Annotated in this window: 16 protein-coding genes; 10 read left to right on the top strand and 6 right to left on the bottom strand. The window is 63.0% G+C overall.

The window, feature by feature from the left end; genetic code table 11:
- Positions 1-81: 81 nt before the first annotated feature.
- The 3 genes from R3O64_RS01095 to R3O64_RS01105 form a co-directional block, all read right to left on the bottom strand.
- Positions 82-1,677 (bottom strand): peptide ABC transporter substrate-binding protein, encoded by a 1,596-nt coding sequence (locus tag R3O64_RS01095; RefSeq protein ID WP_070531768.1) that lies wholly within the window; start codon positions 1,675-1,677, stop codon positions 82-84.
- 221 nt (positions 1,678-1,898) lie between these two features.
- A complete protein-coding gene (locus R3O64_RS01100) occupies positions 1,899-2,801 on the bottom strand; it encodes an alpha/beta fold hydrolase (protein ID WP_070531765.1) in 903 nt (300 codons plus the stop codon).
- Between the two features lie 89 nt (positions 2,802-2,890).
- Positions 2,891-3,385: a phage holin family protein gene (locus tag R3O64_RS01105; RefSeq protein WP_070531763.1), complete on the bottom strand. Its 495-nt coding sequence runs from the start codon at positions 3,383-3,385 to the stop codon at positions 2,891-2,893.
- 104 nt (positions 3,386-3,489) lie between these two features.
- On the opposite strand from R3O64_RS01105, the gene R3O64_RS01110 reads away from it, so the two are divergent.
- Positions 3,490-4,179, top strand: coding sequence for an oxidoreductase (locus tag R3O64_RS01110; protein ID WP_143334428.1), 690 nt, complete (start codon positions 3,490-3,492; stop codon positions 4,177-4,179).
- On the opposite strand, the gene R3O64_RS01115 is transcribed toward R3O64_RS01110, so the two are convergent.
- On the bottom strand, positions 4,176-4,991 hold the full coding sequence (locus tag R3O64_RS01115; RefSeq protein ID WP_144269140.1) for an HAD family hydrolase: 816 nt from the start codon (positions 4,989-4,991) through the stop codon (positions 4,176-4,178). The genes R3O64_RS01110 and R3O64_RS01115 overlap by 4 nt on opposite strands.
- Before the next feature lie 328 nt (positions 4,992-5,319).
- Between R3O64_RS01115 and R3O64_RS01120 the strand changes: the two genes are divergently transcribed.
- The 8 genes from R3O64_RS01120 (at position 5,320) to R3O64_RS01155 (ending at position 10,842) form a co-directional block, all read left to right on the top strand.
- Positions 5,320-5,574 (top strand): hypothetical protein, encoded by a 255-nt coding sequence (locus R3O64_RS01120; protein ID WP_339017146.1) that lies wholly within the window; start codon positions 5,320-5,322, stop codon positions 5,572-5,574.
- Positions 5,575-6,457: 883 nt separating this feature from the next.
- The gene (gene ssd, locus R3O64_RS01125) at positions 6,458-7,474 is read left to right on the top strand and encodes a septum site-determining protein Ssd (protein WP_339017147.1); all 1,017 of its coding nucleotides are present in this window, start codon (positions 6,458-6,460) and stop codon (positions 7,472-7,474) included.
- Positions 7,471-8,607, top strand: a complete 1,137-nt coding sequence (locus R3O64_RS01130) for a TadA family conjugal transfer-associated ATPase (RefSeq protein ID WP_070624613.1) — start codon at positions 7,471-7,473, stop codon at positions 8,605-8,607. Before ssd ends, R3O64_RS01130 begins: the two co-directional genes overlap by 4 nt.
- A complete protein-coding gene (locus R3O64_RS01135) occupies positions 8,604-9,353 on the top strand; it encodes a type II secretion system F family protein (protein ID WP_339017148.1) in 750 nt (249 codons plus the stop codon). The genes R3O64_RS01130 and R3O64_RS01135 overlap by 4 nt, the downstream gene beginning before the upstream one ends.
- The gene (locus R3O64_RS01140; protein WP_339017528.1) at positions 9,353-9,910 is read left to right on the top strand and encodes a type II secretion system F family protein; all 558 of its coding nucleotides are present in this window, start codon (positions 9,353-9,355) and stop codon (positions 9,908-9,910) included. The genes R3O64_RS01135 and R3O64_RS01140 overlap by 1 nt, the downstream gene beginning before the upstream one ends.
- Positions 9,911-9,989: 79 nt before the next feature.
- Complete coding sequence (locus R3O64_RS01145) at positions 9,990-10,178, top strand: DUF4244 domain-containing protein (protein ID WP_049157884.1); 189 nt, start codon at positions 9,990-9,992, stop codon at positions 10,176-10,178.
- A complete protein-coding gene (locus tag R3O64_RS01150) occupies positions 10,178-10,501 on the top strand; it encodes a hypothetical protein (protein ID WP_070624610.1) in 324 nt (107 codons plus the stop codon). Before R3O64_RS01145 ends, R3O64_RS01150 begins: the two co-directional genes overlap by 1 nt.
- Entirely contained in the window at positions 10,498-10,842 is a 345-nt protein-coding gene (locus R3O64_RS01155; RefSeq protein ID WP_154761890.1) for an Rv3654c family TadE-like protein, read from the top strand. The genes R3O64_RS01150 and R3O64_RS01155 overlap by 4 nt, the downstream gene beginning before the upstream one ends.
- Here R3O64_RS01155 and R3O64_RS01160 read toward each other — a convergent pair.
- Positions 10,839-13,211, bottom strand: coding sequence for a DEAD/DEAH box helicase (locus R3O64_RS01160; RefSeq protein ID WP_339017149.1), 2,373 nt, complete (start codon positions 13,209-13,211; stop codon positions 10,839-10,841). The two genes, R3O64_RS01155 and R3O64_RS01160, sit on opposite strands and share 4 nt — an antisense overlap.
- Before the next feature lie 91 nt (positions 13,212-13,302).
- Here R3O64_RS01160 and R3O64_RS01165 point away from each other — a divergent pair, with 91 nt between their 5' ends.
- Positions 13,303-13,506 carry a cold-shock protein gene (locus R3O64_RS01165; protein ID WP_010189920.1) on the top strand — a complete coding sequence of 68 codons (204 nt, stop codon included), beginning with the start codon at positions 13,303-13,305 and terminating at the stop codon, positions 13,504-13,506.
- Here the strand turns inward: R3O64_RS01165 and R3O64_RS01170 are convergent.
- Positions 13,503-14,096 carry a DedA family protein gene (locus R3O64_RS01170; protein ID WP_154736787.1) on the bottom strand — a complete coding sequence of 198 codons (594 nt, stop codon included), beginning with the start codon at positions 14,094-14,096 and terminating at the stop codon, positions 13,503-13,505. The two genes, R3O64_RS01165 and R3O64_RS01170, sit on opposite strands and share 4 nt — an antisense overlap.
- Between the last annotated feature and the right edge of the window lie 5 nt (positions 14,097-14,101).

Below are 14,101 nucleotides of genomic sequence, written 5' to 3' on the forward strand. Positions count from 1 at the left end.
AATCACACTTATGAGTGAAAACGTGGGGCGACCCCCGCTCCACGGTGGCTGCGGGGGTCGTGGGAAGTAGCGGAAGTGGCGTTACTTCTTGGTGATGTTGTAGTACACCGGCTGGGACTTCCAGGAGAACACGACGTTGTCGACGTTCTCGGAGTAGCCGCCGGTGGCGTTGGAGTACCACAGCGGGATGGCCGGCAGATCCTTGAACAGGACTTCCTGGGCCTCGGTGTACTTCTTGTTGGCCTCTTCCTCGGAGGAGGAGGTCAGGGCTTCGTCGAGAAGCTTGTCAAACTCCGGGTTGCTGTAGTCGCCGTCGTTAGAAGAGCCGTCGGTCTTGTACAGCGGGGTAAGGAAGTTGGCCTGGCTCGGGTAGTCTGCCTGCCAGCCGGTGCGGAAGGCTGACTTGATGGTGCGGTTGGTCACCTCATCGCGCAGGGACTTGAAGTCCGGGTACGGGGCGCCGACTGCCTCGATGCCGAGGGTGTTCTTGATGGAGTTGGTGGTTGCATCCACCCAGCTCTTGTGGCCGCCGTCGGAGTTGTAGGCAATCTCCAGGGTCGGGTTATCCCATTTGTTGATCTTGTCAGCCTCGGCCCACAGCTTCTTGGCCTTCTCCGGGTCATACTTCAGGACCTCGTTGCCCTTGATGTCCTCGGAGTAGCCCGGCATAACCGGGGAGGTGAAGTCCTTGGCCGGGGTACGGGTGCCCTTGAAGATGGTGTCCGTGATCTCCTCGCGGTTGATGGCGTAGGAGATGGCTTGGCGACGCAGCACGCCTTCCTCGCCGGAGTAGTGCTCGAGGTTCTCGCCCAAGGTGAAGGACTGGAAGATGGCGGTCGGCTGGTTCACGGCACGGTCGCCGAGGTCGGCCTCGTAGACATCGAAAGCGGAGTCCGGGACGGCGTCGAGGACGTCCAGGTTGCCTGCCAGCAGGTCGGCGTAGGCCGCGTCCTGACCTGCGTAGAAGACGAACTTGATGCCGTCATTCTGCGGGGTCTGGCCGCCCTTGTACTCCTCATTCGGGACGACGGTGGCGTCCTGGTTGTGGTTCCACTCGGTCAGCTTGTACGGACCGTTACCAATCGGGTTCTGGCCGAAGGCGTCCATGTCCTCCAGGGCGGACTCGTGCAGCGGGTAGAACGCGGAGTAACCCAGCTGCGCCGGGAAGTCCTGCTCAGGGCTGTTCAGGGCGATGGTAAAGGTGTGGTCGTCGACGACCTTGAGGCCCTCCATCTCCTTGACGCCTTCCTTGAAGCCCTTGATGTTGGCAAAGAAGGAAGCGTTGAGCTGGTCATTGGCCACGGCGTAGTTCCAGGCGTCCACGAAGTTCTTCGCGGTGACCGGGGAGCCGTCGGAGAACTTGGACTCCTTGAGTTTGACGGTGAACTCAGTGTTGTCCTCATTTGGCTCGATGGATTCAGCCAGCTCGTTCTGGGCTTCGCCATCGCCGTCGTAGTAGACCAGGCCGGCGTAGATGGAATCGACAATGCGTCCGCCGCCGACCTCGTTGGTGTTGGCCGGGATGAGCGGGTTCTGCGGCTCGGAGCCGTTGACGGTGACGATGCCATCGCCGGAGCCGGAAGCAGAGTCTGAACCGGAGTTGTCGCCACCACAAGCCGCGAGGGTGAGCGGCAGGGTAGCGACAGAGAGAGCAGCGAGCGTCTTCTTGAGCGTCATGTGGGTCTTAGACCTCCGTGGTGCGAAAGATGTAGAAAACCTGTGGTGTTGGTTTGATATGAAGCTACCGCGTGGCGCGTCTCATATACAAGGAATTGAAAAATATGTCCTGTGATAAAAGCTATAGTGCGGTAGGTATTCTTTCTTAACCTGCGGTTTTGTCAACGAATTAAAAAGTCCCCATCCCCCTGAGAGGGGTGGGGCACGGAGGGCGGTGAATGTTACCTATCTCGCAGCCAGTGAACGATGGTCTGAGTAAAACCATGCGGGTTCTCAAGATAGGGCAGGTTCTTGGACTCGGGGATAGTGGTGGCGGTGAAACCCGCACGGCAGCGCCGCGCCGCCCGCCGCGCAACTGGCCGCCAGAGCATCTGATCTGCGTGGATAAACAGGGTGGGGCAAGAAACTGTGAGTTCGAGCCAACTGAGCGGAACGACGGCGGTGCGCAGTCGGTGATTCCAGATGATTCCGCGGCGGACGTTTCCGATGTGCGAGGAAGCCACGCGCAGGCGCAGCGCCTCCTCCCGCTCGGCGCCGCTGAAGGAGCCGAGGGCGTCGAGATCCATCTCCCGGAGGTACGTGGACTCTCTCAGCAGAAGGCTCGGGGCGCCAATCTTTCCCAGGCGGCACAATGCCGCGCGCAGGAGCACCCATCCGAAATCCCAGGGGCGTGCGGCGATGGCGCGGCGGAGATCAGCTGGGTGTGCCGCCGAAACAGATACCAGCCCGCGTACCCGCTCGGGCCGCTCGGTAGCCAGCGCCCACGCCACCGCACCACCGGTATCCGCGCCCACCAGGTAGGCGTCGTCGTGGCCTAATGCGCGGATGGCACCGCTGACATCGCCAACCGCCACGCGGATATCCTGGCCGGGTTCGAGCGGTGGTTTATCGGACATACCAAAACCGCGCATGTCGAGGGCGGCGACGTGGAAGCCTGCGGCGGCAAGCGGGGCAATGACATTCCGGAAGTCGAACCACCCGCCGAAAGAACCATGGAGCAACAGCACCAGCGGGTCATCCGGGTTGCCGGCGGTGGCCGCGTGGAGGCGGATGCCGCGCGTGTGCAAGAACTCGTGCTCAAAGGGGCCGTCAAGCTCCACTACGGAGGGCGGTAGGGGATTCATAGGCGGGCCTTTCATGGGAAGGGTGCACAGGCGAAATCCGCCCCGAACGCATGTGCTCGGGGCGGGAGAGTTAAAAGGACCTTAAAGGTTTAGGTGTAGAGGCCACGCTCGATGGACTTTTCAGCCTTACCCGGAACCAGCTTCTTGAGTTCCTTCGTGGACTCGATGGTCTTCTCCGGGGCCTTGACCTGCTTGACCTGCTTGAAACCGATAAAGGCCACGACGGCGGCGATGACCACCATGAGCAGGAAGACAATCAGGAAGGCTGCCCAGCGGTCGAGCCACTTGGACAGCAGCTCCGCCAGGAAGAAGAAAAAGAAGAAGGAGCTATACAGCGCCACGGTACCGGCAACGCCGAACATGCCCGCGCCGATGCCACCCTTCTTTGCGGAAGCGGCGAGCTCGGTCTTAGCCAACTCGACCTCGGAGCGAACCAGCTGGGACATCTGCTCGGTGGCGTTGGATACGAGCTGGCCGATGGATGCTTCGCCGCGGCGGGAGGTATCTGCATCGCTCAAGGGAATGCCGTCTACCTTCGGGGCGAACTTGTTGGACCCGTCAGTGAATAGTCCGTCGTTGCTCACGGTTAAAAACTCCTACTGTTTTGTCGCAATCTATATCGGCCATAGTAATGAACTTTCCAGAGTTCATGTGGTGCGGCCCGCAAAGTGGGTACGGCGTTATTGTAATGGGTATGCCGCATTCTGACCCGCTGACCCCGCTGATGGCCCTATCTGGGGTGGAGGATAAAGCCGGTTCTGCCGCCGCCGCGATAGCACGCGTGCACCGCCGCCCCGCGGGCTTGCGCAAGTTTGACGTTATCTCTTCCGAATCACTCTTGCGCGGTGCGCGGGCGGCCGCGGCGATCGACGGCGCGCCGCTTGAGGCTGACGGTATCCCGCCCGCAGTTAGCGCTTATTCCCTCCTCGCTCCCGAAAAACAGGCCGCCACGGTGCGGACCTTCGCGCGGGCCCCGCTGCAGGTCTTGGCCAGTATCGATGTTGCGGCGGGCGGTGTGGGTCATCCCGATCAGAACCCGGCGGTGGCACAGGCGCTGGCACAGCTCATCACGCGCGGAGCCGGCGTGGATTTCGATCGTTTATTGCCGGTGGTGCTGCACGCGGAGATTGCTGCGCGCTCGCTGTTCGGTGCGCGCAGCACCGCCGTGGCGCTCGTCGCCGCCCGCACTGCCGCTATCCATACGGGCTTCGATCCTCGGGGATTCGCCGTGCCCGAGACCTACCTCAACCGGCATCGCGCGGACTACCGTGCGGCACTTGATATCTATGACAAGGCTCCAGCGGTGCTCATTACGCTGCTTCTCGACGCCTGGGAGGCCGGCGCCCGCGAAGCCGACGGCATCGCGCAAGCGGCCTAATCGCGCAGCTGCTGCCGTGCAAATAAAATTCCGCCGACCACTAAGGCTGCGATGCCGGCCACGACCGCCGAGCCGATACCGAATTCGCGTGCGCTGGGTGCGGTGAAGAGCGGAACGGGGTGTTTAAACGTGCGAATTTCCCAGTCATGGGCAAGGGCGTGCTTCTTCAACAGGCGGTCCGGGTTCACGGCAACGGGGTGGCCAACCTGTTCCAGCATCGGGATGTCTGTGGCGGAATCGGAGTAGGCAAAGGACGCGTCGGGGTCGACGTTGAGCTCCTGAGCAATGCGCGCCAGTGCCTCAGCTTTTGCGGCGCCTTTGCAGTAAAACAGGATCTCCCCGGTGAACCGGCCGTCCTTCTCGGCGAGCTCGGTGGCCACGACGTGCTCGATGCCCAGCTCCTGCGCGATGGGCTCGACCAGTACGCTTGCCGACGCCGAGATGATCACCACCTCGTGGCCGGCGGCGCGGTGGGCGTCGATAAGCGCGCGTGCCTCCGCGTAAATGGCAGGGGTGACCACGGTGTGCATGGTCTCCACCGCGATGTCGTGGACCTCCTGGACGGACCAGCCGGCGGCCATGGCGGCGAGCTGATCGCGGGTGGTGTCCATGTGCTCGCTGCTGTGGCCGGCGAGCATATAGCTGGCCTTGGCTAAAGACAGCTGTAGTGCTTCTGCATGCGTGATGAGCCCGTTGTGCATGAATTCGCGGCCGAAGGCATATGCCGAGGATGTGGCAATAATCGTCTTGTCCAAGTCGAAGAACGCGGCTGCGCGAGTGGTGCCGTGAGAGGGGAAAGGGGTACCGGTCATCGAGGGCCTGCCGTTTGTGTGCGAGTTACCCTGCTCATCGTAGCCCCTTAGCAGGCAGAATCGGGAGTACGCAAAGAGATTGTCCGAAATCTCAAGGAATCTTGTCGTTCGCTGTTGTCATCTCTTCTTTCGCATGTCATAATGTCAGGTGCAAGGCCCCGATATACAGTGCGGCCTGCCCCGGCGCACCCCCCGATGCCGGGTTACCGATGGCCCGCGCACACCCCCCCCGAGGCGCGGGCCATCACCTTTTTCAAAAACCGGGCTCGCCTGTGGCCATTGAGCTGAGACATATTTGATGTCCTAGCACGGCGATATACTCTCAGCTGTGACAAGCTATCGAGCAAATTCATTTTCTCACCAAAAGGGAGCAGGTCCTCCTCAGGTGAGTTTGCCGCTTGCTGCAGAAAGTGCCGTCTACTTTGTAGATGAAGCCGGAAGTAAAGGCACGTTAGGTAAGCATTTCGTTGTTGCGGCTGTGCGCACGAAGGATCCTGATTTCCTTTCGCGGGAGATTAAGGCATGTCGTGAGCGGAATAACTTCACAAAGGCTGACGAGATTAAGTTCTCGAAAGTTACTTAGCACTCTGAGCCGATTTTGCTTGATGTTTTTCGAACAGCGATAAGCTCGGGGTGCACGTTCGGTGCTTTTGTTTTGGACAAGAGGCATTTCGATCCGTGGAGTAGTCGAGAACAGTGGCAGGGGCATTTGTTCGCGACAGATCGGCTGCTGCGGGGTCTGGTTACTCGTCGTGAAGTTGGGGTGGTGATGCTCGACCACATTGATGTCCCAGTAGGGGTTTCCTACGGAGACACTCTAGTGAACTCTCTCAACAATCGATTTGGAAATAAGCGGTTTGCAACGGCCGTTAGTCTGGATTCTCGGACTTGTCCGGCACTACAGGTGGCAGATCTGCTTGCTAGTTCGGTTTTCCATGCGCGAAAAAAGATCGAAGACGTGGGGTTGGAGGCTTTCTTGGAAGATCGTTCGCCAAAGGCCCGGCTTTCGAAGGGCATTGCGGCCGCATTAGGCGAGAGTCATTTTGGTGACTGCCGTACACCACTTTTGAAGATTGAGACAAGCCATGAGAGGTCATTGACAGAATTGAAGCGCCAACGATACTCTTAGGTGAGGCGCTGAACGCCATAGCCGCAGGCTAAAAGCAAGCGCCCCTCGGGCCTAGTCTCAGACTTACTACCCGAGTTTTATGGCTAACCAAGCCATTCTTTACCGCACTTATTGCGATACCCTCGAGCGTGGCTCGGGGGTATTTGCTTTTGACTCTTACTCCTCGGATTCTAAGGATTGTGGAAGCACGGTTTCCTGTGAGTTTTGGTACGTGAGCCCCGGTATTTTTGTTCAAGCGTCAGCAAAATAGGGGCGAAAGACGCCACAATGGCGAAGTTATCCACAGGTGGTGAGGAAGCTCTAGCGTGCGGTTGGCGCGCTCGCGCATGCTTCAGGCATGAGCACGTTTCACCTAGTTATCGCCGTTGGGGATTCCACGCTGCGAGCAGAGGCAGCCTCCGCAGCAGCCGCCAGTACTGCGGAAGTGAGCACCGTGGAGGACCCGCGGGACTTCTCCCGGCACTTGCCCAAGGCAGACGCCGTCTTGGCTGATTCGCTGACGGCTCGTCTCGTGGCGGGGCATCCGAGGGTGTATTTCTTGGCGCTGGATCCGGGGCCCATCGATTATGAGGCCGCGCTGTGCTGCCGTGCGACTGCCGCCTTCATCGTGCCAGCGCAATCGAAAGAGCTCCTGGGCGCACTAGCAGCAGACGCCACTCCGGAAACCACCGTGTCCACCGGCTTAACCCTGGCGGTGACCGGTTCCGCCGGAGGTTTGGGTGCTTCGACCGTGGCGGTCGCGCTGGCCCGCGAGGCAGGCGCGGATCTCCTCGTTGATGCGAGCCCTTATTCCGGCGGCCTCGATTTGCTCACCGGCATTGAGAACAAGCCCGGCGCGCGCTGGCCGGATCTTGCCGCGGGGACCGGTTCAGTTGATGCAGCAGACCTCGTCCGTGCTCTGCCTACCACCCCGGATGGCATCGCGGTTCTTTCCGCTGCGAGGTCTGCCAGCGCAGAGGTGGTGCAGATGAGTGCTGCCCGGCGCGCGGCCATTATGCAAGCTGCGTGTTTATACCCGGGGACCGTGGTGGTGGATTGCCCGCCGTGGGATATCCCCGATGCGGCGGATCACGTGGTGGTGCTGACTGCCGCAGAGGTGCGGGCGGCCGCCGCTTGTGCGCAGCTGGTGGCAGAGCTTCGTGCCCGGCCGCAGGAGTGCTCCGTCGTCGTGCGCAACCGCCAGTGGGCGGGCCTGGATGCCAGCGATATTGCCACGGTGACTCACGCGGATCCCATCGCTGAGTTGCCCACCATCCGTGGTCTAACCCGCACGGTGGAAACTAGTGGGCTACCGCGCCAGTTGCCCCGAGCTCTAGCTCGTGTCGCGCGCCAGATGTGGGAGGTCGTGGCATGAACCTGATTGATACGATGCGCACCATCGTGGCCTCCGAGCCACAGCTGGCCCATGATGCACCGGCCTTGGCACGGCGCATTCGCCAGGAAGCCGGTGTCATCAGTGATGTCGACGTGCTCGACCTTTTGCAGCGCCTGCGCCACGATTCCGTGGGCTTGGGACTGCTGGAGCCGGTCCTGTCGCTGCCGGGGCTGACCGATGTCGTTGTCAATGGCCCTGATGCCTGTTTCGTTGATTGCGGGCAGGGCCTGCAGCCACGCGATATTGGCTTCGCCGACGACGCCGAGGTGCGCCAGCTGGCCACCCGGCTGGCTGCGGTGGCGGGCGTGCGGTTGGATGATGCGCAACCTTTTGCCGATGGGCGCCTGACCCGCCCCGATGGCACGAGAATTCGCCTCCACGCGTTGCTTGCTCCTCCTTCGGCAAGTGGAACCTGTATCAGCCTCCGCGTGCTGCGCCAAGCGCAAACCAGCCTGGAGGAACTGATAGCTAATGGCAGCATTGATTCCAGCCTGGAGCACGTCCTGCGCGCCGTGGTTGAGCGGCGGGCATCCTTCCTGGTCACTGGTGGAACCGGCTCCGGCAAGACGACGTTGCTCGCCGCCTTGCTGGGGTGCGTGCCTGCCACCGAGCGCTTGCTCATCATCGAGGACACTCCGGAGCTTTCCCCGAATCACCCGCACGTGGTGACCCTGGTATCGCGCCGGGCCAACGCGGAAGGGCGCGGCGAGATCTCCATGTCGCTCCTTCTCCGCCAAGCGCTACGCATGCGCCCGGACCGCATCGTCGTCGGCGAAATCCGCGGCGCGGAGGTCGTGGAACTGCTTGCCGCGCTCAACACCGGGCACGATGGTGGTGCGGGCACCGTGCACGCCAACTCTGTTGATGAAGTGCCCGCCCGCATGGAGGCCCTCGCCGCTCTCGGCGGGCTCGACCGCGTGGCGCTGCACTCGCAATTGGCGGCTGCGGTACATGTGGTCCTCGGGATGGAGCGCACACCGCAGGGGCGTCGGCTAGCGCACCTTGGCGTGCTCGAGGGAAACCCAGTTACACCGCAGCTGGTGTGGACGGCCGAAGACGGCCCGCTTCCCGGGTTTGCGCAGCTGTGCTCGCGGCTGGGGGTGGAACCATGATGTGGCTATTCCTCGCGGCGGCGTGTTTGCTCTCGCAGCCTGCTTCGGTGACGCGGCTGGAATCGCCGAAGCCTCGCTCGCTGGCACCCGGGGCGCTCTTCCTCGGGGTCGGGTGCTGTGTCTTCTTCGGCAGGCCCACTGTTGTGGTGGCGGTGGGCTGCATTGTGGCCTGTGCGCTGTGGTTTGCCAATGACCTGGCGGCGTCCCGGCGTGAGCGCCGTGGCTCGGAGGCGCTCGCCTCCTACTTCGGTTCTGTTGCCGCCGAGCTGCGGGCGGGATCGACAACGGCGGGAGCGCTTCGCCGGGGCGCCGACGCCCTTCCAGACTCCACCCCGGAGAATCTCCGCGCCGCGTTGAGTACGGCGGCGGGTCTCGCGGCGCAAGGAGGTTCGCCTGCGGTTGCTCTCAATGCACCGGAGGTTGCCCGCTATGCAGCGCTGCTCACGCTCTCCGGGCGCCATGGCGTGGCGTTGGCGAACCTCATCGAGCAGGCTCAAAGCCAGCTGGATACCGCGCGCCGCCATGCCGGTGAGACCGCGGCCTCCTTGCAAGGGCCACAGGCCACCGCGGTCATCCTGGCGTGCCTGCCGCTGGCGGGCATCCTTATGGGTGGGGCGATGGGCGCGGATTCCCTGGGGTTCTTGCTCCGTGGTGGCCTTGGGGGCGTGCTTCTCGACGTCGGCGTGGCCCTCGTCTGCGCCGGATTTGCCTGGTCGCGTCTCATTCTGCGAAAGGCGGCGCAGTGATGGTCTTGACGTGTATCTCCGCTGCATTCATGGCTGCGGCATTCGCTGTTACCTCTGCTGCACCGTCTGGACGAATAGCCCAGTCGGGATCGCGCACACCGCGCCCGAAGACGCCGCGCGATGGTCCCGAAGTGGACTATAGTCCGCTCGATGCTGCCAGCGACCTGGAGCTCTTCGCCGCATGCCTAGAGGCCGGTCTCTCCACGCGCAGTGCTGTGCTAGCTGTCGCTGAAGCCTCACCGCAGTGGTCGGAGGCAGCCGCTCTCATCGGGGTGGGGGTTCCCATGAGTACCGCGTGGTCGGCGCTGGCCAGTCAGCCGCATTTGGAAGAACTGGTGCGGCTTACGCAGTTGTCTGGTGAATCGGGCGCGGCCATGGCTACGGGGTGCCACCGGTTGGTGGCGCAGCTGCGTGCCGAAGCCTCGGCACAAGCTACCGCGCGGGCGGAGCGCGCTGGTGTGTTCATCGCAGCACCGCTGGCAGTGTGCTTCCTTCCCGCCTTCCTGGTCCTTGGGTTGATACCTGTCCTCATCAGTTTGGGCCAGCAACTTTTCTAAGTCAGCACATACAACTAACCACTCACCAACTCAGTACATGTAACCGACACAAACACTGGAAAAGAAAGCTAGGTACATCATGCAGAAAAAGGTAAACTACCAGTCACTATTAGGAAATGATGATGGTATGTCCACGATTGAATATGCCATGGGTAGTTTGGCCGCGGCAGCGCTTGCCGCGGTCCTCTATGCCGTGGTCAATGGTGGCGAAGTCACCAGCGCCATTACCTCCATCATCACCGACGCCCTGTCCAACACCCCAGGCTAATGCGCGCGCTTGATGACGCCGGCTCCGTCACCATCGAAGCAGCATTGTCGCTGTCCGCACTCGTCATCGTTGCCGCGGGAATCGTGGGTGGCATCGCCACGTTGTCGGCCCACCTCGCTGCCGTTGACGCCGCGGGCGCTGCAGCCCGCTCCGTCGCCATCGGCGTGGACTTTCAGCGCGATGGAGTGACGGTGAACGTGAGCGAAGGCTCCGGGCTTATGACCGCTGAGGCCGCCGTGCCGGCACCGCTGGGGACCATGCGCGCGCAGGCGGTGTTTCCCGCGGAGATGGCAGCCGGTGGGAACAACGGGGCGCAGCCATGAGGCGTCATCGGCGCAGATGGTCGCGGATCCTGGCGGGGGAGGAGGGCTATGCCACCGTCGTTACCGCCGGGATCATCGCCGCGGTGGCTTCTCTGTTGCTGGCGGTTGCGGCAGTTGCTTCACTCGTTGTAGCGCGGCACGAAGCACAGGTGGCGGCGGACCTCGCCGCGGTATCGGGGGCGTGGGAGGTGGCCAAGGGCAGAGACGCCTGCACGAAGGCCACAGAGATCGCCGCGCTTAACGGCGCGGAACTCGGCTCCTGCGTCATCGATGGGCGCGACGTTGAGGTTACTGCCCGGCTGCGCGGGCGCAGCGCCATCGCCCGCGCTGGTCCGGTCTAAGAGGTCATGGTGACCAACGCACCGAGGAGAGCTATGGCGCCTGCCTTGTCCAAAGGGTTGTTGCCGTTGCCGCACTTGGGGGATTGCACGCACGACGGGCAGCCGGACTCGCAGGGGCAGGAGCGCACGGCCTCAAAGGTGGCCTTGATCCACTCGGGGAAGCGGCGGAAACCTTCCTCGGTGAAGCCGGCGCCGCCGGGGTGGCCGTCGTAGACGAAGACCGTGGGCAAGCCCGTATCGGCGTGCTGCGCGGTGGACACGCCACCAATGTCCCAGCGGTCGCAGGTGGCAATGAGCGGTAGCAACCCAATGGCGGCGTGCTCAGCTGCATGGAGGGTGCCCGGGGTGCGCCCGGCGGTGACTCCCATCGCTGCGAGTGCCAGCGGATCGATGGTGTAGGCCACCGCCCGGGTCACCAGGCGCTGCTCCGGCAAGTCAAGGGGGATATCCTCGCCCACGGAGCCATCGGGAAGCCGTACCTGATAGCCGGTGACCTTATCGGTCACCTCAACCTCCAAGCTGGCCACCCATAGGCCGGGGGCGTAGTTCACCAGGTCATCGGCCTCGCTCAGGATGCGGATATCCGTCGTGGACTTCGGCTGCGTGGTGTAGTCCGGGGCCTTTGGCACGGCGAGGGCCACGCCCGGCTCGGCGGACGCCGAACCATCGCCTCCGCCGAGGTGAAGTTCCTCGATGACGAAGCTCTCGCCACGGTGCAGGTACACCGCGCCGGGATGCACCTGGCTTACCGCGCGGGCTGAATCGATGGTGCCCAGCAGGCGGCCATCGGAGGAATCCACAATCATGACTTCCTCGCCCGAACCGCCGCGCAGCGAGACGGCTGTGTGCGCGGTCTCCGGGGTGAGCTCGCTTGAGCCAGCCGGCAGGGGAGCGGCGAACCAACCCTGCGGGCGCCGGCGCAGCAAGCCTTGCTGGGCTAGGTCGTGGACCACGTCTTCGGCGCGGAAGGCAGCTACGTCGGCATCAGACAACGGTTTCTCCACCGCCGCGCAGTACACGTGCCCGGCCAGGATATAGGGGTTAGCCGGGTTGAACACGCTGGCCTCCACCGGTCGGCCCAACAGTGCCTCTGGGTGGTGAACCAGGTAGGTGTCCATCGGTTCATCGCGGGCCACCAGCACCACCAGCGAGCCCTGGCCGCGGCGGCCCGCGCGCCCGGCCTGCTGCCAGAAGCTAGCAACCGTGCCCGGGAACCCAGCGGTGACCACGGCATCGAGCCCGCCGACGTCGATGCCCAGCTCCAAAGCCGAGGTGGTGGCCACGCCGAGCAGGGAGCCATCATCCAGCGCCTGCTCCAGCGCGCGGCGGTCCTCGGCCAGATAGCCCGCGCGGTAGGCGGCAATTCGGCGCGCGAAATCCGGCCGGCCTAGCCTCCCGGAGAGCTCTTCTGCTGCCCGCAGCGCGGTGGTCTCTGCCGCGCGCCGCGAGCGCACAAAGGTCAACGTCCGCGCGCCCTGCGCCACGAGCGCGGCCATCATCCAGGCCGCCTCCGTTGTGGCGGCGCGGCGCACGGGGGCGCCGTTCTGCCCTTCGATGCCTTCCATGAAGCCCGGTACCCACAGCGCGACCGTCCGCGCGCCCGTCGGCGCGCCATCCTCGGTTACAGGGAGAAACTCGCGCCCCGTCAGCCGTGCGGCATGCCGGGCGGGATCCCGCATGGTCGCCGAAGCCGCAATCACCACCGGCCGCGAACCGTAGTGTGCGCACAGCCGCAGCAAACGCCGCACCACGAGCGCCACGTTCGCCCCGAAAACCCCGCGGTAGGCGTGCGCCTCATCAATCACGATGAACTTCAAGTGCCGCAGCACCCGCGCCCACCGCTGGTGTGCGCCCAGCAGAGAAGAATGAATCATGTCTGGGTTGGAGAAGATAAACCGCGCCTGATCGCGGATACCGGCACGGGCTTCGGTGGGGGTATCACCGTCGTAGGGGGCGGGGTGGACGTCGTGAAGCGCAGCGATGCCCTGCGTGAACTCCAGCACCGCGCGCAGCTGGTCCGAACCCAGCGCCTTCGTCGGCGTGATGTAGAGCGCGCACGCGGTCGGGTCCTGCGCCAGACGGGACAGAATGGGCAAACGGTAACCCAGGGACTTTCCGGAACTCGTGCCGGTGGAGACCACCACATCACGCCCCTCCCACGCGGCCTGTGCCACGGCGACCTGGTGGGCATAGAGCTTGGCGACGCCTCGTTCCTCCAACGCCTCCCGCAACTCCGGCAGGACCCACTCGGGCCACTCGGCATAGCGTGCTGGTTGGGCAGGCAGGGTGGTGGAGTGCGTTAGCTCGGACTCGGGGAAACACTCAACAAGGTGCTCGACGAGCTCCTCACCCAGAGGGTTCTCACTCACGCTTGCCTCCACTAATCTGCTGTAGGTGCCCAAACGTGGCACACTGGTGCACTAGTTTGCACTACTTTATTTCCGCAAAGGACAACTCATCATGGCATACGGTACCGTCAAGTTCTTCAACGCCGAAAAAGGTTACGGCTTCATTGAGCAGGAGGACGGCTCCGGCGACATCTTCGTGCACTACACCGAAATCCAAGGAACCGGCTTCCGCACCCTCGAAGATAACCAGCGCGTCTCCTTTGAGATTGGGGAAGACGCTAAAGGCCAGCAGGCCACCAACGTCGAGGTGGTTTAGGGGGACTCGGCGTAGCCGCGCCGGGTATCCCACCATTCCAGCAGCTTATTCTGCCCCTTTTGCAGGCCGAAGCCGATGATGATGGCGGCGATGATGGAAATGAGCATGGCTATCGCGGGTGAGCCGGAGAAGGCCACGCCGCCGAGGTAGCCAATGGCTAGCGCCTGCGCCACCCACAACAGGACACCGAAGGTGTCGAAGAAGAAAAACAGCGGCCAGGGATAGCGCATGGAGCCCAGCAGAATCGTCATAAACAGGCGGGCCGAGGGGATGAAGCGCGCGATGATGATGGCCGCGCCGCCGCTGCGCCGAATATTACGCTTGACCCACGTCAAAGCGTCGTAGGCCTTCGTTCCCTTTTGGGCTCTATTAATAAGGGCGATGAGCCGCGTTCCCAGGAGGAAGCACAAGTTATCCCCCAAAATTGCGGCAACCATGGCGACGAAAAACATGGTGGGAAGGTGGGGGAAACCTTGGGAGCCAGACCAGGCGCCCACCATGTTGAGGGGAACCTCCGAAGGCAAAACGGGGAAGAAGCAGTCGAGGAAAATCAGTGAACCCACCAGCGGATAAATCCACTGTGTGGCCATGATGA

The sequence above is a fragment of the Corynebacterium hesseae genome (assembly GCF_037850265.1).
GTDB classification, from domain to species: Bacteria; Actinomycetota; Actinomycetes; order Mycobacteriales; family Mycobacteriaceae; genus Corynebacterium; species Corynebacterium hesseae.